The following is a 20,634-nucleotide window of genomic DNA, read 5'->3' on the forward strand; positions in this document are numbered from 1 at the left end:
AACTCAAGGCATGCACTACCGTTCGCGCAGGGCCTCCCTGGCCCGGTTCAGGGGCTTGATCAGGTAATCGAGGATGGTCTTCTCACCGGTGCGGATATCCACCGTGGCAATCATCCCCGGCACGATCGCGAAATGCTTGCCGGCCTTGTTCTGCAAGCTGTCCTGCTCGGTGCGGATGAACACGCGGTAGTAGTAGATCTCCGGCTTCACCTCATCCTGCAGGGTATCCGGCGAAATCCCCACCACCTTGCCATCCAGCCCGCCATACACCGAGTAGTCATAGGCACTGATCTTGACCTTGGCCGCCTGGTCGGGGTGGATGAAGGCGATGTCACGCGGGGCGATGCGGGTTTCGATCAACAGGCGCTCGTCCATCGGCACGATTTTCATTACCTGGCCGCCCGGTTGCACCACGCCGCCCAAGGTATTGACTTCGATGTCCTTGACGATGCCGCGCACCGGCGAGCGCAGGGTCAGGCGGGTGAGCGAGTCGCTGCGCCCGCGGATCACTTCCGACAGGCTGTCCGCTTCGGCGCTGGCCTTGGCCAGTTCTTCCCGGGCACGTACAAGGTAGTCGGAGCGGGCTTCGTTGGCCTTGAGCTCGAGCTCTGAACGCTGGCGGTTCAGGCGGATCACCTCGACCCGGCTGGAGGCGCCCATCTTCGCCAGGTTCTCGGTGATCTGCAGCTCGCTGCGCACCAGTTGCAGCGAGTCCTGAATGCCAGCCAGGGTCTGTTCCAGGCCACGGCGTCGGGTCTGGTACAGGGCGGTTTCGGCATCGATCAGGTCGGGAGAGTCGCGCAGGCTTTCCGGGAAGGTCAGCGGTTTGCCGGTCACTTCTGCCTGCAGGCGGGCTTGGCTCGCCTTGGCGGCACGGTACTTGGCTTCGCTTTCGCCAACGCTGGAAGCGGTTTTGGTCGGGTCGAGCTGGGCCAGCACCTGGCCGCGCTCGACCAGGTCGCCTTCGGCCACGCTCATCTGCGCAACGATGCCGCCCTCGAATGACTGGATCACCTGCTCGCGCGAACTGGGGATGACCTTACCGGTACCGGTGGACACTTCGGTCACCTCGAACCAGGCCGCCCAGGCCAGGAACGCCGCCAGCATCAGCGCGCAAAGGGTGATGATGCGGCCGGCGCGGAATACCGCCTGATCGTCCTGCCCGTCCAGGTAGGAGGCCGGAAGTTCATGGTTGCTCATGCCTGGGCTCCTTGCAGTTTGGCCAGGGCGGCGTCGCGCGCGTCGTCGATGACGATGCGCCCGGCATCCAGCACCAGAATGCGGTCGACCCGTTGCAGCACGCTCAGACGGTGGGTGGCGATCACCAGGGTGCGGCCCTGGCAGAAGCGTTCGAGGTTATCCAGCAGCTTGCGCTCGGTCATGTCGTCCAGCGACGCGGTCGGCTCGTCCAGCAGCAGCACCTGCGGCTGGCGCACCAGCAGGCGCGACAGCACCAGGGCCTGGCGTTGGCCGCCGGACAAGCCCAGGCCGCCTTCGAGGATCAGGTGGTCCATGCCCTTGGGCAGACGGCGGACGAAGTCCAGCGCGCCGGTGGCGGCCAGCGCGGCCACCAGTTCCTGGTCGCTGGCCTGGCCGGCGCCGAGGGTGAGGTTTTCCCGCAGGGTGCCGTGGAACAGCCGCGCGTATTGCGGCAGCAGGCCCACATCACGGCGCAGGTCGGCAGGGTCGAGGTGGGCCATGGCGATGCCATCCAGGCTGATCTCGCCTTGTACCAGGTCCATGGCCCCGCCCAAGGCTTGCAGCAAGGTCGATTTGCCAGCACCGTTGCGCCCAAGCACGGCAATGCGCTCGCCCGGCTGGATATCCAGCTGGCCGATGTTCAGTACCGGTGGGGACTCTTCGCTGTAGCGGAAGTTGGCCTGGCGCAAGCGGTACTCGCCACGGATGGCCGGCAGGTGCACGCGGGCTTCGCCTTCGGGGTGGTCGACCGGCGACTGCATCAGCTTGTCCAGGCCCTGGAGGGCTACCTTGGCTTGCTGCCAGCGGGTCAGCACATGGGTCAGTTGCGCCAGCGGGGCCATCATCCGCGACGACAGCATCGACGCCGCCACCAGGCTACCGGTCGTGAGGTCGCCGGCGATGACCATGGGTGCACCGATCACGATGACCACGGCGAACACCGCGCCCTGCACGTTCTGCGTCCAGGTCACCAGGCCGTTGGTGAGGGTGCGCAGGCGCAGGTTGGTGTGCGCGCAAGCCGCGTTGTACTGGTTCCACTGCCGCTCGAAGCGTGCCTCGGCCTGCAGTGCCTTGATCTCGTCCATGCCCTGGATGCTCTCTACCAGCATGGCGTTGCGCAGCGCCGACTCGCGCATCGAGGCATTGGCAAGCCGTGCCAGGCGCCGTTGCGCGAGCAACCCGGGCAGGACCATGGCCAGCAACGCGACCAGTGGGATGAACACCAGCACGCCGCCGATCAGCCAGAACACCAACAGGAACAGCAGAAAGAACGGCAGATCGGCCAGCGCCGTGGCGGTGCTTGAGGTGATCAGATCGCGAATCGACTCCAGTTCGCGCAGTTGCGAGATGAACGAGCCAGTGGATTTCGGCCGCACCGAGTTGCGCAGGCGCAGGGCATGCCCGTAGACCAGGTCGCTTACCCGCAAGTCGGCGCGTTTGCCGAGCAGGTCGGTCACCTTCAGCCGCAGCAGGCGCATGCTGAAGTCGAACACCAGTGCCAGCACCACGCCACCAAACAGCACGTAAAGGGTTGGCAGGGATTCGGCCGGGATCACCCGGTCGTACACCTGCATCGAGAACAGCACCCCGGCCAGCGCCAGCACGTTGGCCACCAGCGAGGCGACCATCACCTGGCCATAGGGGCGCAGGTCGCGCAGCACGATGCGGGCGAACCAGTGGCGGTCGTAGGGCGCGGTGTAGTCGTCGGTGCGCACGTCACGCAGCGGCCTTGCCGGGCGCAGCAGGGCAACGCGGTTGATGCGGCCCTTGAGGGTGTCGCGTGGCAGGCGCGAGGTCAGGCCCTGGTCGCCGGCGAACACCACCGCCACGTCGTCCTCTTCGGTCACCGACTCGACCACTGCCAGCTGGCCATCGTCCAGCTCCAGCACCAGCGGCGTGCGCCATTGCCGCAGGCCCTTGGCATCGAAGCGCACGAAGCGCAGGGCCAGCCCGGCCTGACGGGCCATATGCCGGAGGATTTCGTCCAGTGGGCGAGCATCCTCCACGGCGGCCAGGCGAATGCGCTGGGGCGACACGTCCAGGCGGTAGTGGTGCGCGACCTGAAGCATCACTTCCAGCCACGGCCCAAGGTCTGGCCGATGAGCTTCTTCGGCCGCTGGGGCAGGCGCCTGGTTGGGCAGGGTTACATTGATCGGATCGCTCATGGCTGGATCTCCACACCTTGCAGGTTGCGCCCCTCAAGGCCAAAGGCCGTGCGCAGGGCGCCGGTGTTGTACAGGCAGTCGACATCCAGGCGCAGCAGGTCGGAGCGGGTGCCGGCAAGTTCGAAGCGTGACTGGTAGATCTCCTGCTCGGCGTTGAGCAGGTCGAGCAGTGGCCGCGTGCCCAGGTCCAGGTATTGGCGGCCGTAAAGCATGCGTGCTTCCTGGATGCTGACCTGGCGCGCTTCCAGCGACGTCAGCCGGCGGCCCAGCCCGGAGGTTTGCGCCATGGCCTCGGCCAGGCCCCGACGCGCCTGCAGGCGTGCTGCATCTTCGGCGGAATCGGCGGCGGTCAGCGCATGGCCGGCAGCGCGGGTGCGGGCACTGATGGCACCGCCCTGGTAAATGGGCACTTCGACGTTCAGGTAGATGCCCGCTTGGGTGCGGTCCATGCGTGAGTTGTCGCGGTTGTAGTCGTTGTCCAGGTAATGGTTGACCTGCGGTTGCAACGACACCGTCGGGTAGGCCTCCGCCTTGGCCTGGGCCAGCTCGGCCTGGCCTTGGGCGCGCTGGGCCAGGGCCATCAGCACCGCAGGCAGGCGGTCATCGCCCTGCGCGGGGCGCTTGCAGGCCTGGTTCAGCTCGGCGGGTGAATCCTCGGTCAGAGCTGGTGGGGTAACACGCCCCATCAGCGCCGCCAGGGTCGAGCGCCAGCGCTCGTACTGCGACTGGTACTCCTCGAGCGTGGCGCGGGCGCTTTCCACACGAGATTCGGCCTGCACCACGTCGGAACGGGTGCTGGCGCCCATGTCGCTGCGCTGGCGGGCCATGCCGGCAATGTCGCCAACCCCGCGAACCTGGTCGCGGGCGATGGTCATCAGTTGCTCGTAGCGGCGGGTTTCGATCCAGGCATAGGCGGTGTCGCGAGCCAGTTCGTCGACCACCAGCAGGATATTGGCCTGGGCGCGAGCGGCGGCGGCCTGGGCCGCGCTGACGGCGCTGTCGACCTTGCCGAAGTCATAGAGCATTTGCTTGAGCGACAGGTTCAAGGCCTGGCTGTTGCGGTCGCCGCCGTAGCCGGTGTCATAACCGGTGCGGATACCGCCGGAAATTTGCGGGTAGTACCCGGCGCGGGCGACGTTGATGCCTTCGCCCTGCTTGTACAGGTTGCCGACGGCCTCGGCGATGCTTGGGTGCCACTGTGCGGCCTGCAGCACCGCATCGGTCAACCCCAGGCGCTCGCCGCTGGCGACCGGGGCCATGCCGATTGGCGGGCGGGAGGGCACCGCTTCGGGCGCATCGCGTAACAGCGATGGCCCGATCTGGCGTAGTTGGGGGTCTATGTCATCGGCTGCGTGGGCAACCGGGTGGAAGTCAAGGGCCAGGAGCCCGAAGGCTCCCAGCAACAGCGGTGACAGCGGACTGCTTCGCTTCACATAGTTCCCTTACTGCTGGTCGTCCATGCCGCCGGGCATAGGCTCGGCGGGTTTGCAGCGGCTTCAGACCACATGGATACCGTTCTGTACCCACAGGTGATGGCTTGGATCCTCCTGAGCCGTGTATTGGTTATAGTCGATGCCGTCGACGGTTTGGTTCCCGACCAGCGTCCAGTTGTCCGTCATGTGAACCGAGTCTTTGTCGTCCCCTTTGATGACCAGGGTGTCGGTGCCGGTTTCGGTGATTGCCACCACGTCCGCCAGGTTGAGGGTCAGCGCCACCGAGCTGGTGTCGTTGAGGTCGATGATTTCGATGTCGTGCACCCGCCCGGCCAGGTTGCCCAGGTCGATGCTGGCATCACCGCCGCCCCACAGGAGGGTGTCGGTCCCCGTGCCGCCGTCAACGCTGGCGAAGTTCTGGTCGACCACCACCAGCGTGTCGTCACCCGCACCACCCTGCAGGGTGATGTGGCCACCCTGGCTGCCATCGAGGTGGTCGTTGCCGTCGGTGCCGGCGATCACATCGGTGGCGGCTGCCAGGCTGGCCAGCGCCACGGCTTCGTCACCGCTGTCGGCCAGCAGCGATGTAGTCGTGACCAGGCCGGCGGCATTGTCCAGGTTGATGGTCAGCGTTGCGGTGTCGGTGGTGCCGTTGGGGTGGGTCAGCTCGTAGGTGAAGGTGTCATGCTGGCCGACCGCCGCCGAGGTGAGCCCCGCGTTGAGGGTGTAGGTGTAACTGCCGTCGGCATGCACCAGCAAGGTGCCATAGGTGCCGGCAACGCTCACCCCGTTGTAGCCCGGGATGGTGTAGGTGTTGGCCGCTGTCAGCACGCTCAGCACGGTCAGTGCCGAACCTACGTTGTCGTCAGTCAGCAGGTTACCGGTAGCTGCCGTTGCACCACTGACCACGAACTCGGTCAGGTGCGTGGTGGTGGCGTTCAGGCTGGTGGTGATGGAGCTGAGCAGGCCGATGCCGCCGGCGGTGACACGTACGTGGTAGGTGCCGGCCCCCTGGTTCTGGAAGGTATAGCCGGCGCCGCCACCCAGCAGGCTGATCAGCGAACCACCCGGCACCGACTGCACCAGCACGTACTGGCCGGTGGCCGGGTTGAGCTTGAGCAGTTCGATGGTGGTGCCGTTGAGCAAGCTCAACAGGTTGGTGGAGTTGACCACCACCTGTAGGTTTGCGGTGGTATCGGCGGCCACCGTGGTGGTGTAGGTCGCCTGGCGCGAACCAACCAAGGGCAGGCTCAGCGAACCCAGCGTACTGCTGCTGGTGTCCACCCGGTTGGCCAGGGTGAGGTGGCTGAAGCCGACATCGTTGACCGCGTCGACCACCGTGGCGGGCGCTGCGTAGTTGATGTTGCTCCACACCTCGTTGGCCTGCGGGCTGTCGATACGCACGTACAGGTTGGCGGTATCGGACAGGCCGTTCGGGTGCACCAGTTGGTAGCTGAACACGTCTACCTTGCCGACGCTGTTCGGGCTGCCGTTCGGCGTGTAGGTGTAGCTGCCGTCGGCACTGATCACCAGGGTGCCATACAGGCCCTGCACCGTGGTGGACGTACCGGCCGAGACGTAGCTGCCGTTCTTCAACACTTGCAGCACGGCGGCGCTGTCCGGGCCACGGGCGTCCACGGCGCCGTCGGTGCCCACATCGGTGATGACGTTGCCCGAGGTGGCAGTGCCGGTGCCGGTGAACTGGGTCAGGCTGGTGGAGGTGATGTCCAGCGAGGTGGTGACGTTGGTGACCAGGCCAATGCCGCCACTGCCGACTGTCAGGCGGTAGTCACCGGCTTGCAGCACGCCGATATCCACCTGCAGGCCAAGCGGCAGCACGATCAGGTCGAGCAGCCCCTGGGTGTTGCCGGTGGCGATGGTCACCCAGGCGCCGCTGGCGTCTTTCACCTGCAGGGTGAAGCTGGAGTTGTTGAGCAGGGCCAGCACGCTGTTGGTGGTCAGTGTCAGGGTCGGGTCGGCTGTGGTGCCGGCCGCCACCGTCCAGGTGTAGGTCTTGGTGAAGCCAGACAGCAGCGTGGTGAAGCTGTCGGTGTAGGTCTTGGTGGCGGTGACCGGTGCCAGGTTGACCGTGGCCGTGGCCAGGTTGTCGCTGGCGATGACCGGCGCGTTGGCATCCACATCCGGCGCGGTGACGTTGACGTTGCCCGACACGTTGCCGCGCGGGTCGCTGAGGGTCACCGAGAGGACCTGGCCGTTGTCCTGAGGCGGGCTCAGGGTCACGCTGAAGGTGCCGTTGGCCTGCACCGTTGTGGTTTGCAGCACGGTACCGCTGGCGCTGCGTACGGTCACGGTGGCACCCACTTCGCCAGTACCGGTGAGGGTACTGCCGTCGGCACTGAACAGCAGGTTGCCGGCAGCCGCAGGCGGGGTCAGGTCCGGTGCGGTCAGCCCCGTGCTGGTGGACACGTTGCCGGCGCTGTCGGTGAGGGTGACGCTCAGCGCCTGGTTGTCGATCTGCGCCGCCGTCAGGCTGACCACGAACAGGCCGTTGCTGCCCACCGTCGCGGTTCCCAGCACGGTGCCGGCGCTGTTGCGCACGGTGACCGTGCTGCCGATCTGGCCAGAACCACTGACCGCGGTGCCGTTGGCGTTGATGGTGGCCAGCGGGGCGGCGGGCGGGGTGGTGTCCGGTGCGGTCAAGCTGGTGCTGGCCGACAAATTGCCCGCAGCGTCCGACTGGCGCACTACCAGCAATTGCCCGTCGTTCTGTGGCGACGCCAGTGTGATGCTGAAGGTGCCATTGGCGAGGACCACGCCAGTACCGACCTGACCGCTCGGGCCTTGGACCGTGACGATCGCGCCTGCTTCGCCGTTACCGGTGAGTACGGTACCCGCGCCGTTGATGGTGACGTTGTTCGGCGCGGCAGGTGGCTGCAGGTCGGCGGCGGTGTAGCTGGTACTGCCGGACACATTGCCCGCGGCGTCAGCCTGGCTCACGCCCAGTACCTGGCCGTTGAGTTGCGCGGCGTTCAGGTTGACGGTGAACACGCCTCCGCCATTCACCAGCGCGGTGCCGAGCACGTTGTTGCTGGCGTCGCGCACTGTCACCGTGGCACCGGCTTCACCCGTGCCGGTCAGCACCAGGCCATTGATGGACAAGCCGGTCACCAGCGGATTGGCCGGTGGTGTAATGTCAGTCGCTTGCAGGAAGACCGGCTGCGATTCGCCGCCCAGCAGCGATACTGCCGTCACCGAGATGTGTTGGCCATTGAGCTGTGCCGCATTCAGCGTCAAGGTGAAGGTGCCGCCGAGGTTAGCCACGCCTGAGCCGATCAGGTTGCCTGCGGCATCGTAGACGCGAATGCTTGCGCCGGTAGTTGCACTGCCCGTCAAGGTCAGGCCGTTGCCGCCCAGTATCACGTTGGTAGGTGGCTCCGGTGGCGGGATCAGCGGGGTGACATACGATGCGACCGCAGACGTGTTGATACCGTCGGACTGCGTCACTGTCAGGGTTGCGGCTGAGCCCGGTGTTGGCGAAAGCGCTACTTGGAAGTTGCCAGCGGCATCCACCACGCCCGTCCCAATCACGACGCCGCCGAAACTGACGGTAACTGTGGCATTGGCTTCGCCCTTGCCAGTCAGCACGTTATAGGCGTTGTTGATCGCCAGGTTGGTTACCACGTCGGGTGGCGAGGTGTCATTGGTCTGGTAGGGGACAGCCACCGAAGCATTGCCGGCATCGTCCGTGGATACCACCGTCAGCAGCTGGCCGTTGTTCTGCGCCGGGCTGATCGGCACCGTGAACTGGCCGTTTTCACCGACTTCCACCGTGCCTACGATGTTGTTGTTCGGGCCACGTACCGTGATGGTGGTGCCGGCTTCGGCCGTACCCGTCATCGACGTACCTGCAGGGTTGAGCAGCAGGTTGGTCGGCTGCACGGGTGGCGTCAGGTCTGGCGCAGTCACTGTCAGTGGCGCCGACGGGTTGCCGGTGGCGTCCTGGGCGATGATGGTCAGTGTCTCGCCGTTGATTTGCGGGCGGTTCAGGTCAAGGACGAAGGTGCCGTCCGGGTCGACCGTCACCTGGCCGAGCAGGTCGCCATTGTTGTTGATCACGGTGACACGGGTGCCGGCTTCAGCGGTACCCACCACTTGTGTGCCGCCGTCGTTGATGGACGCAATCACGGTGGCCGGTGGCGTGGTGTCAACCGCCGTGACCGAACTGATTGGCGAGACGTTGCCGGCGGCATCGGTCAGGGTCACTTGCAGAACCTGGCCATTGAGCTGCGCTGTCGTCAGCTCGACCACGAAGGTGCCATTGGCTGCCACCACGGCGGTACCGATCTGCGTAGTGCCGACGTACACGCGCACCGTGGCGCCCACTTCGCCGACACCACCCAGTTCATCGCCCGCTGCATTGAGCCGCAGCTCGGTTGCCGCGGTAGGCGGCGTAAGGTCCGGCGCCTGCACATTGACCGGCAGGCTGACGTTGCCAGGTGGGTCGGCCTGCAGCACCGACAGTGTCTGATTGTTGATTTGTGCAGGAGACAGTTCGACGTGGAAGCTGCCGTCGGCAAGCACGGTGCCCGTGCCCAGTACGACCCCCGCGGCGTTGCTGACGATCACCGTCGCACCGGCTTCGCCCAGGCCGCTGACCACGCTGCCGTCGGCATTGATCACCACTTGGGTGAGCGGCGCCGGTGGGGTGAAGTCCGGGGTCTGCAGGGTGGCCACTGGCGACACGTTGCCGGCCGCATCGGCCTGGGTGAAGCTGAGCAGCTCGGCGTTGCCCAGCGCAGGGTTCAGCGTGATGGTGAAGTGGCCGCTGGCATCGACGGTGGCACTGCCAATGGCCTCGCCTGCCGGGTTGGTCACGGTTACCAGCGCGCCAGCTTCGCCGCGCCCGGTGAGGGTGACGCCATCACCGGAAACGGCCAGTTCGCTGGGTGCTGTTGGTGGTGTGGTATCGGGGGCGGTAATGGCGCTGGCGGCAGACTGGTTGCCAGCGGCGTCCGTCAGCACCACTTGCACCTGTTGGCCGTTGGCTTGAGGCGAGGTGAAGTTGACCTGGAAGGTACCATCGGCTCGCACCGTGGCATTGCCCAGCACCGTGCCATCGGCGGCGATAACACGCACAGCCGCACCCGCTTCGCCGGTGCCATTGAGCAGGCTGCCACCCCCGGCAAAAGCCAGGTTGCCAGCAGCATCCGGCGCGACGCGGTCAGGGGCTGTCAGGCTGACGCTATTGGACTCGTTGCCGGCCACATCGGCTTGGCTGGCGCTGAGCTGTTCGCCGTTGATCTGCGCAGCACTCAGGTTGACGCTGAAGTTGCCGTTGGCGTCGACCAGGGCGGTACCCAGGTCGATACCGCCTTCGCCAATCACGGTAACGGTCGCGCCTGCCTCACCGTGGCCACTGAGCACCAGGCCGTCGTTGGACAGCACCAGGTTGGTCAGTGGTTGCGGCGCCGTGGTGTCCGGCGCCTGCAAGGTAGCCGGCAGCGAAACTGCGCCGTCACTGCCGGTGGCGTTCACTTGCAACACTTCGCCATTGGCCTGGGCACTGCCCAGGTTGACAGTGAAGGTGCCGTCGTTGGCGACCGGGCTGCTGCCCAGCAGTACGCCATTGGGGCCATACACCTTGACCGTGCTACCCGCTGCGGCGGTGCCGGTCACCGACAGGCCGTCGGCCGCCAGTACCAGGTTGTCCGGTGTGGCCGGTGCCAGCACGCCCGGCGCGGTGACGCTTTGCGCAGGGGAAACGTTCTGTGCAGCATCGGTTTGAACCACGCTGAGGCTTTCACCCGTGATCGCGGCCGGCGACAAGGTCACGCTGAAGTGACCGTCCGCCGCGACCGTGGCGTTGCCCAGCACGGTACCGTCCGGTGCCCGTACGGTAACCGTTGCGCCTGCCTCGCCGTTGCCTGTCAGGGTGACGCCATTGGCGGAGACCGCCAGGTTGGTCACGGCTGCTGGTGGCGTGGTATCGGCGGCGGTGTAAGGCGCGGCCGTCGACACGTTGCCGGCGGCGTCAGTGGCGGTCACTTGCAGGGTCTGGCCATTGGTCTGGGCGCTGTTCAGGGTGACCTGGAAAGTGCCGTTGCTGCTGGCTAACGCAGTGCCCAGCACATTGCCGCTGGCATCGCGCACGGTCACGGTGCTGCCGGCCTCGGCGTTACCGGTCAGCTGCAGCCCGGTACCGGACAGGGCCAGGGCTGTCGGCGCCGCAGGTGGGGTGAAGTCCGGCGCGGTGACGGCCACGGGGGTGGAGGTGTTGTTGCCCGCGTCGGTCTGGGTGACGCTCAGGTGCTGGGCGTTGAGCTGGGCGCTGTTGAGGGTAAGGGTAAAGCTGCCATTGGCTGCCACCAGGCCGGTGCCGATGATGGTGCCGTCCGGGCCGCGAACGGTGACCGTGGCGCCGGCTTCGCCCAGGCCAGTCAGGGTCAGGCCGTTGTTGTTCAGCGCCACGTTGGTCAGCGGCGCTGGCGGGGTGAGGTCCGGGGTTGGCACGTTGATCGCTGGCGAAGTGTTGCCGGCGGCATCCACTTGCGTAACGCCGATGGGCTGGCCGCTGGTTTGCGGGGTGTCGAAGGTCACCGTGAAGCGACCGTCGGCGCCCACCGTGGCGGTTCCGAGCACGGTGCCGGCGGCGTTGCGTACCTGCACGGTAGCGCCCACTTCACCGCTGCCGGACAGCTGCCGGCCGTCCTGGCTCAACAGCGGGTTACTGATGGCCGCGGGTGGCGTGCGGTCTGGCGTGGCCAGGCTGGCCGGGCCGGACACGTTGCCCGCAGCATCGCTGAGGGTGACTTGCAGCGGGCTGCCGGTGACCTGCGCGCTGGGCAGGGTGATCTGGAACTGGCCGCTCTGGTTGACCGTGCCTGTGGCCAGGATGGCACCACTGGCATCGCGTACGGTAACGCTGGCACCGGCTTCGCCCTGGCCGCTGAGCACGGTGGCTGCGCTGTTGAGGCTCAGGTTGCTGGCCGCCAGCGGTGCTTGCAGGTCGGGTGCCTGTAGGGTGGCCGCGAGCGAAACGTTACCTGCAGCGTCGGCCTGGGTGACGATCAGGTTCTGTCCATTGGCCACAGCTGGCGAGAAACTGATGCTGAACAGGCCGTTGCTGCCGACGGTGGTAGTCCCCAGCAAAGTGCCTTGCGCGTCTGTCACGCGCACGGTTGCGCCCACTTCGCCCTGACCGGTCAGCGTGCTGCCGGTGGCGTTGAGGTTTACCTGGGTCGGTGCGTTCGGTGCCGTGGTGTCATTGGCCACGATGATGGCTGGCACCGAAGGCAGGCCATCGACGGTAACCTTGGCACTGACTTGCAAGGTCTGGGCATTGAGCTGGGCATTCTGGAAGAACACTCGGAAGGTGCCGTCGCTGCCGACCGTGGCGGTGCCCAGGGTGACGCCCCCGGAGGTCACGGTTATCAGCGAGCCGACCGTGCCCTGGCCGGTCAGCAGGAAGCCGTCGGCGCTGATGGAGAGGGCCGACGGCGTGGCCGCTTCGGTACCGGCCGGGCCAGCCAGCGATACTTCGGGCGATTGGTTGCCGGTAGGGTCGATCACGACCACATCGACCGTTTCGCCTGTCGTCAGCGGTGGGTCGACCTCTACCACGAAGGTGCCGTCCGGCCCCACGGTTGCCGTACCGCGCACGGTGTCATCCGGGTTGCGGATTTCCACTGTGCTGCCAGGCTCGGCGGTGCCGCCGACCGTGCTGCCGTCCGGGCTCACGGTGAGGCCGGTCGCAGGTTCCGGGTTGGTTGTGTCAGGGGCGGTGACAGGGACCGGCGCCGAGCTGTTACCGGCGGCGTCGGTCACCACCACGGTCACGGTCTGGCCATTGTTTTGCGGGGTATTCAGCGGCACGCTGAAACTGCCGTCCGGGTTGACCGCGACGGTAACCACATTGCCGGCCCCATCGCTCACGGTCACCGAGGTGGCGCCAGGTGCGTTACCAGTGACAGCCGTGCCATCGCCGCTGACGGCCACGTCGGTGGGCAGTGCCGGTGGCGTGATGTCCGGTGCATTGATCTGGCCGGGCTGCGATACATTGCCAGCCACATCGGTCAGGGTCACGTTGAGGGCCTGGCCGTCCAGCTGGGCGGGCGACAGTGGCACTGTGAAGCTTCCGCCTACGGGTACCACGATGGTGCCTACCAGCGTGCCATCGGTAAGCCGCACTTCAACCGTGGCGCCTGCTTCACCGGTACCCTGGATGGCATTGCCGCCTGGGGTGATGGTGAGCCCGGCCGGTGCGTTTGGCGCCGTGCTGTCGTCAGCGGTGAAACTGGCCGACGGCGAGGCATTGCCGCCGCCATCGATCAGCACCACGGACAGTACTTCGCCGTTGGTCTGGGCGGGGCTAAGCGGCACTTCGAATGTGCCGCCTGCACCCACCTGGATGGTACCCAGCAAATCGCCTGCAGCGTTGCGTACCTCTACGGTGCTGCCAGCTTCGCCTTGGCCGCTGAGCAGTGTGCCGGTAGGGTCAAGGCCCAGGCCTTGCGCCGGCAGTGGCGCCTCGAGGTCAGGCGCGGTAACGGTGCCCGCGAGTGAGCCGTTGCCCGTATTGTCCGCTTGAGTGACAGACAGCGTCTGGCCGTTGAGCTGCGGCGGGTCGATTGTCACTTGGAAGGTGCCATCGGGCTGGACCGTTGCGGTGCCCAGTACTGCGCCGCCAGTGCCGGTTACGGTCACCTGTGCACCTGGCTCGCCGCTGCCGCTCAGGCTGCTGCCGTCGCTAGCCAGGATAAGGCCGGTGGGTATATCGGGAGCCTGGGTATCCGGTGCCGCCAAGTCGACCGCCGCCGAAAGGTTGCCGGCTGCGTCGCGTTGCTCCACGGTCAGTGCCTGGCCGTTGGTCTGCGGCGTGTCGAGGGTGATTTCGAACGCGCCACCAGCGCCGACCAGCGTGCTGCCCAGTACGCTGCCATCTGGCCCGCGCACGGTAACGGTGGCGCCCGGTTCGCCGTTGCCGGTGACCGTGGTGCCGGTGCCGTCGATGGCAGGGCTGGTGACCACTTGCGGTGGGGTTGAGTCCGGTGCGGTGAAGTTCACCGGCCCGGCGCTATTGCCCTGGGTGTCGGTGGCTTCGACAGTCAGGCTTTCGCCATTGCGCTGTGCTGCATTGAGGGTGACGTCGAAGCGGCCGTCGCCGCCCACGGTGGCGGTGCCGAGCACGTTGCCGTTGGCGTCGCGCACGGTGACGATGGAACCGCTTTGACCTTGGCCGGTGAGGTGAAGGCCAGCGGTATCGATGGCCAGCCCCGAGGGTTGCAGCGGGCCATCGGTGTCGGGCGCGACGATGGTGGCGGTCGAGCTGTTGCCGGCAGCGTCGCGCAGTACCACGTCCAGCTCCTGGCCGTCGGTCTGCGGCGGGGTCAGGACCACGCTGATCACGCCATCGGCACCGACCTGGGCGTTGCCCAGCACGGTACCGTCGGCGCTGATGACCTGCACGGTGGTGCCCGGTTCGCCACGGCCGGTGAGCAGGCCGCCATCGGCGCTCAGTTGCAGTTCGCTGGCCTCATTGGGCGGGGTGATGTCGGGGGCGGTGATCGGGGTAGGCAGCGAGCTGTTGCCAGCGCCATCGACCGCCACGACAGCCAGAGCCTCGCCGTTGGCCTGGGCTGGGGTCAGGCCGATGGTGAAACTGCCATCCGGGCCGGCCTGGACGCTGCCCAGCACATTGCCCTGCGCGTCACGCACCTGCACCTGCGTACCTGCCGGTGCGGTACCGGAAACGCTGGAGCCATCAGCGGCCACCACCACGTCGCTCGGGCTTTCGGGCCGCGGTGTATCGGTAACGATCACACTGACACCCACCGAGATATTGCCGGCGGCATCGGTTTGCACCAGGACGATGGTTTGGCCTGCGGTCAGTCGTACATCCAGATCGACCACGAAGGTACCGTTTGGCCCGACAATCCCGCTACCAAGGGCGGCGCCCTGTGTATCCCGTACCTCCACCGTGGCACCGGGTTCGCCACGGCCAGACACGGTTAGGCTGCCATCACCTGCCACCACCTCGGTGACGATCGTCGGTGCGGTCATGTCCGGGGCCACGTAGCTCAGCGGCACCGAGGTGTTGCCTGCTGCGTCGGTCACGGTGATGGACAGGGTTTCGCCATTGGCCTGTGGCGGGTCGAGGGTCAGGCTGAAACTGCCATCCGGTGCGACGATGACGCTGCCGATCAGGTTGCCCGAGGCATCTTTCACCTCCACCCTTGCGCCCCCTTCGGCAATGCCGGCGAGGCTGTCGCCATTGGTCAGCACCAGGCCGGTCGGTTGCAGTGGTGCCACCTGGTCTGGCGCTGTCAGCGGGCTGGGCGTGGAGACGTTGCCGGCGGCATCGGTCAGGGTCACCTGCAGGGCCGAGCCATCCACCACCGGGCTTGGCAGTTGCACGTTGAAGCTGCCATCGGGCTGAACGGTGCCGCTTGCCAGCACTTGGCCCTGATCGTTGCGCACTTCTACAGTGGCACCCACTTCGCCACGGCCGGAGACCGTGCGGCCATCGTTGCTGATGGCCAAGTCGGTGGCCGGCGCCGGTGGCGTGGTGTCGCCGCCATTGTCCACGATCGGCGCGGTGACTGTGCCGGCCGTGGAGGCATTGCCTGCGGTGTCGGTGGCGGTCACTTGCAATTGTTCGCCCGCCACTTGTGGCGGTGTGAGGCCGATGTTGAAGGCGCCACTGGCCCCCACCACGACGCTGCCCAGCACAGTAGTGCCATCGGCGGCCAACACACGCACGGTGCTGCCGGCTTCTGCGCGGCCGCTGACGACGGTACCGTCGCCATTGATTGCCAGGTCGCTCGGCGCTACAGGTGGCGTGATGTCGGGTGCGGTGACCTGCACCGGCAGCGACGAGGTGCCGTTGTTGTCGATGGCCACGACGTCCAGCAACTCGCCATTGGCCTGGGCCGGCGTGAGCACCACGGTGAAGGTGCCCTCGGCACCGACCACGATGCTGCCAACCAGCGTGCCGTTGGCGTCGTGCACTTCCACGCGGCTGCCAGCCGGGGCAGCGCCGCTGATGCTGCCGCCGTCAGCGGCCACCACCAGTTCACTTGGGCTGGTCGGCGTGACCACCAGTGGCACGTCGTAGGTCAGGGCCTGGGAAGCGTTGCCGCTCGGGTCGGTCTGCACCAGGCTCAGGCGTTCACCCGGCAGCGCTGCCGGGTCGAGGCCAATCAGGAAGGTGCCGTTCGCAGTCACGGTGCCGCTACCGATCAGCGTGCCATTGGCATCGCGTATCTCCACGCTGGCACCGGCTTCGCCGCGACCACTCAGGGTCAGGCCGTCGGCACCGACCACGATGTTGCTGACCACGGCGGGCGCGGTGATGTCCGGGGCGTCGAACTGCAGTGGGGAAGAAACGTTGCCAGCGGCATCGACCAGGCGGACGTCGAGCACTTCGCCATTGGCTTGGGCCGGCGACAGGGTGACGCTGAAGCTGCCATTCTCGTTGACCAGGCCGGTACCGAGCAGGTTGCCCGAGGCATCGCGTACCTGCACGGTCGCGCCTGGCTCGCCGCTGCCGCTCAGGGTCACACCGTCGGCCAAGGCCAGGCCGGTCGGCTGGGCCGGGGCCTGCAGGTCTGGGGTAACCACCGTAGCCGGTGTGGAGGCATTGCCAGCGGCGTCGGTCAGCACCACTTGCAGGGTGCTGCCATCCTTCACCGGTGGGTTGAGGGTGATCTGGAAGGTGCCGTCGGGGTTAACCGTGCCGCTGGCCAGTACAGTGCCCTGGGCATCGCGCACTTGCACGCTGGCACCGGCCTCGCCACGGCCATTGAGCTGGGCGCCGGCCAGCCCGACTACCAGGTTGGTGGCGGCATCTGGTGGCGTGGTATCGCCACCGTCGATGTCCGGCGCGGTGATGTTGCCGGCGGTGGAGGCATTGCCGGCTGCGTCGGTGGCGGTGACTTGCAGCGCCTCACCATTCACCTGTGGTGGGTCGAGGGTGATACTGAAACTGCCGGTGGCGCCCACCACCACGCTACCCAGCACAGTGGTGCCATCGGCGGCCAGCACGCGCACGGTGCTGCCCACTTCGGCGCGGCCGGTGACCACGCTGCCGTTGGCACTGATCACCAGTTCGCTCGGGGTAACCGGTGGGGTGATGTCTGGCGCGGTGACTTGCACTGGCAGCGACGAAGCGCCGCTGCCGTCGATGGCCACCACATCCAGCAGCTCGCCGTTGGCCTGTGCCGGGTTGAGGATGACGGTGAAGGTGCCACCAGCACCCACCACCACACTGCCGACCAGCGTGCCGTTGGCATCGTGTACTTCCACCCGGCTGCCCACCGGCGCTGTACCGGTGATGCTGCTGCCGTTCGCAGCCACAACCAGGTCGCCTGGGCTGGCTGGCGCGGTGGTTACCGGCACTTCATATTGCAGGGCCACGGAGGCGTTGCCGCTGGCATCGGTCTGCACCAGGCTCAACTGAGCGCCCGGCTGCGCGGCGGGGTCGAGGTCGATCAGGAAGGTGCCGTTGGCACCAACGGTGGCGGTACCGATGACAGTGCCGTTGGCGTCACGTACTTGTACGGTGGCACCTGCCTCGCCACGGCCACTGAGCACCAGGCCATCGGCGCCGACCACGATATTGCTGACGGCGGCTGGCGGGGTAATGTCCGGTGCGGTGAACGCCAGCGGCGTCGAGCTGTTGCCAGCGGCGTCCACCACGCGAATGTCCAGTGCTTCACCATTGGCCTGGGCCGGGAACAAGGTGACGGTGAAAGTGCCGTCCTCGTTGACCAGGCCAGTGCCGATCAGGCTGCCGGCGGCATTGCGCACCTGCACGGTGGCGCCGGGCTCGCCACGGCCGGTGAAGGTGACACCATCGGCCAGGGCCAACTCGGTTGGCTGCGCCGGGGCCTGCAGGTCTGGCGCGGCGACAGCGCCGGGTTGCGAGACATTACCGGCAGCGTCGGTCAGGGTGACTTGCAGGGTACTGCCGTCGGTGATGGCTGGGCTCAACGTGATGGCGAAAGTGCCATCCGGGTTGACCGTGCCCGTGGCCACTACGGTGCCAGCGCCATCGCGCACCTGAACGCTGGCACCGGCTTCGCCACGACCGCTCAGCTGGTTGCCGGCAGCGTTGATCACCAGGTTGGTCGGGGCATCCGGTGGGGTGGTGTCGCCGCCGTCGATATCTGGCGCGGTAAGGCTGCCAGCGGTGGAAGCATTGCCCGCCGCATCGGTAGCAGTGACTTGCAGCACCTCGCCGTTTACCTGTGGCGGGTCGAGGGTGATGCTGAAGCTGCCGGTAGCGCCAACGACCACGCTACCCAGCACGGTGGTGCCGTCGGCGGCCAGCACGCGTACGGTGCTGCCCGGCTCGGCGCGGCCAGTGACCACGCTGCCGTCGGCATTGATCACCAGTTCGCTCGGGGTAACCGGTGGGGTGATGTCTGGCGCGGTGACTTGCACCGGCAGCGACGCAGCGCCGTTGCCATCGATGGCCAGCACATCCAGCAGTTCGCCATTGGCCTGGGCTGGGGCGAGGGTGACGGTGAAGCTGCCATCGGGGCCCGCTATCACACTGCCAATCAGCGTGCCGTTGGCATCATGCACTTCCACACGGCTGCCGGCAGGTGCCGTACCGCTGATACTGCTGCCGTCCTCGGCGAACACCAGGTCGGTGGGGCTGGCAGGTGCAGTGGTGACCGGCACTTCGAACTGCAGTGGCGCAGAGGCATTGCCGCTTGGGTCGGTCTGTACCAGGCTCAGTTGCTCGCCTGGCTGCACGGCGGGTGAAAGGTCGACGAGGAAGGTGCCATTGGCCGTGACCACGCCGCTGCCGAGCAAGGTGCCATTGGCATCGCGCACCTCCACGGTGGCGCCGGCTTCGCCGCGACCACTCAGGGCCAGGCCGTCACCGCCGACCACGATATTGCTGACGATCGCTGGCGGGGTGATGTCCGGCGCATCGAATTGCAGCGGGGCCGAGGTGTTGCCGGCGGCATCCACCAGGCGTACGTCGAGCGCTTCGCCGTTGGCTTGAGCAGGCGACAGGGTGAGGCTGAACAGGCCGTCAGCACCGACGATACCCGTGCCGATGACCGTACCTGCAGCATCGCGCACTTGCACAGTGGCGCCCGGCTCGCCGCGACCGGTGAAGGTCACGCCGTCGGCCAGGGCCAAGTCTGTCGGTTGTGCGGGCGGCAGCAGGTCGGCTGAGGTGACCGAGCCCGGTTGCGACACGTTGCCAGCAGCATCGGTGAGGGTCACCTGCAAGGTACTGCCGTCAATGACGGCAGGGTCCAGGGTGACGGTAAAGGTGCCATCCGGGCCGACGGTGCCGGTCGCGATGATGTTGCCTTCGGCGTCTCGCACCTGGACAGTGGTCCCGGCTTCGCCGCGACCACTGAGTTGGCTGCCGGCCAGGCCGACGACCAGGTTGGATGGGGTATCCGGTGGCGTGGTATCACCGCCGTCGATGTCCGGCGCAGTGACCGAACTGGCCACAGAGGTGTTACCAGCGGCATCGGTGGCGGTCGCTTGCAGCACTTCGCCGTCTACTTGTGGCGGGGTCAGGTTGATGCTGAACACGCCGGTCGGGCCGACCACGGCGGTGCCCAGTTCAGTGCCATCGGCTGCCAGGATACGCACGGTGCTGCCCGGTTCGGCGCGGCCGGTAACCACAGTACCGTTGGCATTGACTGTCAGTTCGGTTGGTGCAGCTGGCGCAGTGATGTCCGGTGCGGTGACCTGCGCTGGCAGCGACGAAAGGCCGCTGCCATCGATGGCGACCACGTCCAGCAGTTCGCCATTGGCTTGGGCCGGATTCAGTTCGATGCTGAAACTGCCATCGGCATTGGCGATAGCGCTGCCGATCAGCGTGCCGTTGGCATCATGCACTTCCACGCGGCTGCCAGCCGGCGCGGTACCGGTGAGCGTTGTGCCGTCGGCATCGATGGCCAGGTTGCTCGGGCTATCGGGGGCGGTGGTCAGCGGAACGTCGTACTCCAGGGCCACGGATTCGTTGCCGCTCGGGTCGGTTTGCACCAGGCTCAGGTGTTCACCCGGCTGCGCGGCTGGGTTGAGGTCGATCAGGAAGGTGCCGTTGGCACCGACCACACCCGTGCCGATCACGTTGCCGTTGGCATCGCGCACTTCGACGGTGGCACCCGGTTCGCCACGCCCACTGAGCGCCGCGCCACCCGGGCCAACCAGAATATTGCTGACAGCATCGGGCGGGGTGATGTCGGGGGCATCGAACTGCAGCGGGGCCGAGGTGTTGCCGGTGGCATCCACCAGGCGCACGTCGAGCGCTTCGCCGTTGGCTTGGGCAGGCGACAGGGTGAGGCTGAACAGGCCGTCGGCACCGACGATACCCGTGCCGATGACCGTACCTGCAGCGTCGCGCACTTGCACAGTGGCGCCGGGCTCACCGCGCCCGGTGAAGGTCACGCCGTCGGCCAGGGCCAAGTCTGTCGGTTGTGCGGGCGGCAGCAGGTCGGCCGAGGTGACCGAGCCAGGTTGCGACACGTTGCCAGCAGCATCGGTGAGGGTCACCTGCAAGGTACTGCCGTCAATGACGGCAGGGTCCAGGGTGACGGTAAAGGTGCCATCCGGGCCGACGGTGCCGGTCGCGATGATGTTGCCTGCGGCGTCTCGCACCTGGACGGTGGTGCCGGCTTCGCCGCGACCACTGAGTTGGCTGCCGGCCAGGCCGATGACCAGGTTGGATGGGGCATCTGGTGGCGTGGTATCACCGCCGTCGATGTCCGGCGCGGTGACCGAACTGGCCACAGAGGTGTTACCAGCGGCATCGGTGGCAGTGGCCTGCAGTACTTCACCATCTACCTGCGGTGGGTTGAGGTTGATGCTGAACGCGCCAGTCGGGCCGACCACGGCGC

Annotated in this window: 4 protein-coding genes; all 4 read right to left on the reverse strand. The window is 66.9% G+C overall.

Annotation, left to right across the window (positions count from 1 at the left end; genetic code table 11):
* Nucleotides 1–15: 15 nt before the first annotated feature.
* Nucleotides 16–1,200 carry an HlyD family type I secretion periplasmic adaptor subunit gene (locus APH35_RS18840; RefSeq protein WP_060515256.1) on the reverse strand — a complete coding sequence of 395 codons (1,185 nt, stop codon included), beginning with the start codon at nucleotides 1,198–1,200 and terminating at the stop codon, nucleotides 16–18.
* A complete protein-coding gene (locus APH35_RS18845) occupies nucleotides 1,197–3,365 on the reverse strand; it encodes a type I secretion system permease/ATPase (protein ID WP_060515257.1) in 2,169 nt (722 codons plus the stop codon). Before APH35_RS18845 ends, APH35_RS18840 begins: the two co-directional genes overlap by 4 nt.
* Nucleotides 3,362–4,798 carry a TolC family outer membrane protein gene (locus APH35_RS18850; RefSeq protein WP_060515258.1) on the reverse strand — a complete coding sequence of 479 codons (1,437 nt, stop codon included), beginning with the start codon at nucleotides 4,796–4,798 and terminating at the stop codon, nucleotides 3,362–3,364. Before APH35_RS18850 ends, APH35_RS18845 begins: the two co-directional genes overlap by 4 nt.
* Before the next feature lie 63 nt (nucleotides 4,799–4,861).
* A partial coding sequence (locus APH35_RS18855; protein ID WP_060515259.1) for a BapA/Bap/LapF family large adhesin occupies nucleotides 4,862–20,634 on the reverse strand: 15,773 nt, incomplete at its 5' end.

Source organism: Pseudomonas sp. NBRC 111132, assembly GCF_001320565.1.
GTDB classification, from domain to species: domain Bacteria; phylum Pseudomonadota; class Gammaproteobacteria; order Pseudomonadales; family Pseudomonadaceae; genus Aquipseudomonas; species Aquipseudomonas putida_P.

Excerpts from the sequence above, each read along its gene's own strand:
- APH35_RS18845 (WP_060515257.1), bottom strand. The coding sequence starts at position 3,365 with ATGAGCGATCCGATCAATGTAACCCTGCCCAACCAGGCGCCTGCCCCA.
- APH35_RS18840 (WP_060515256.1), bottom strand. The coding sequence starts at position 1,200 with ATGAGCAACCATGAACTTCCGGCCTCCTACCTGGACGGGCAGGACGAT.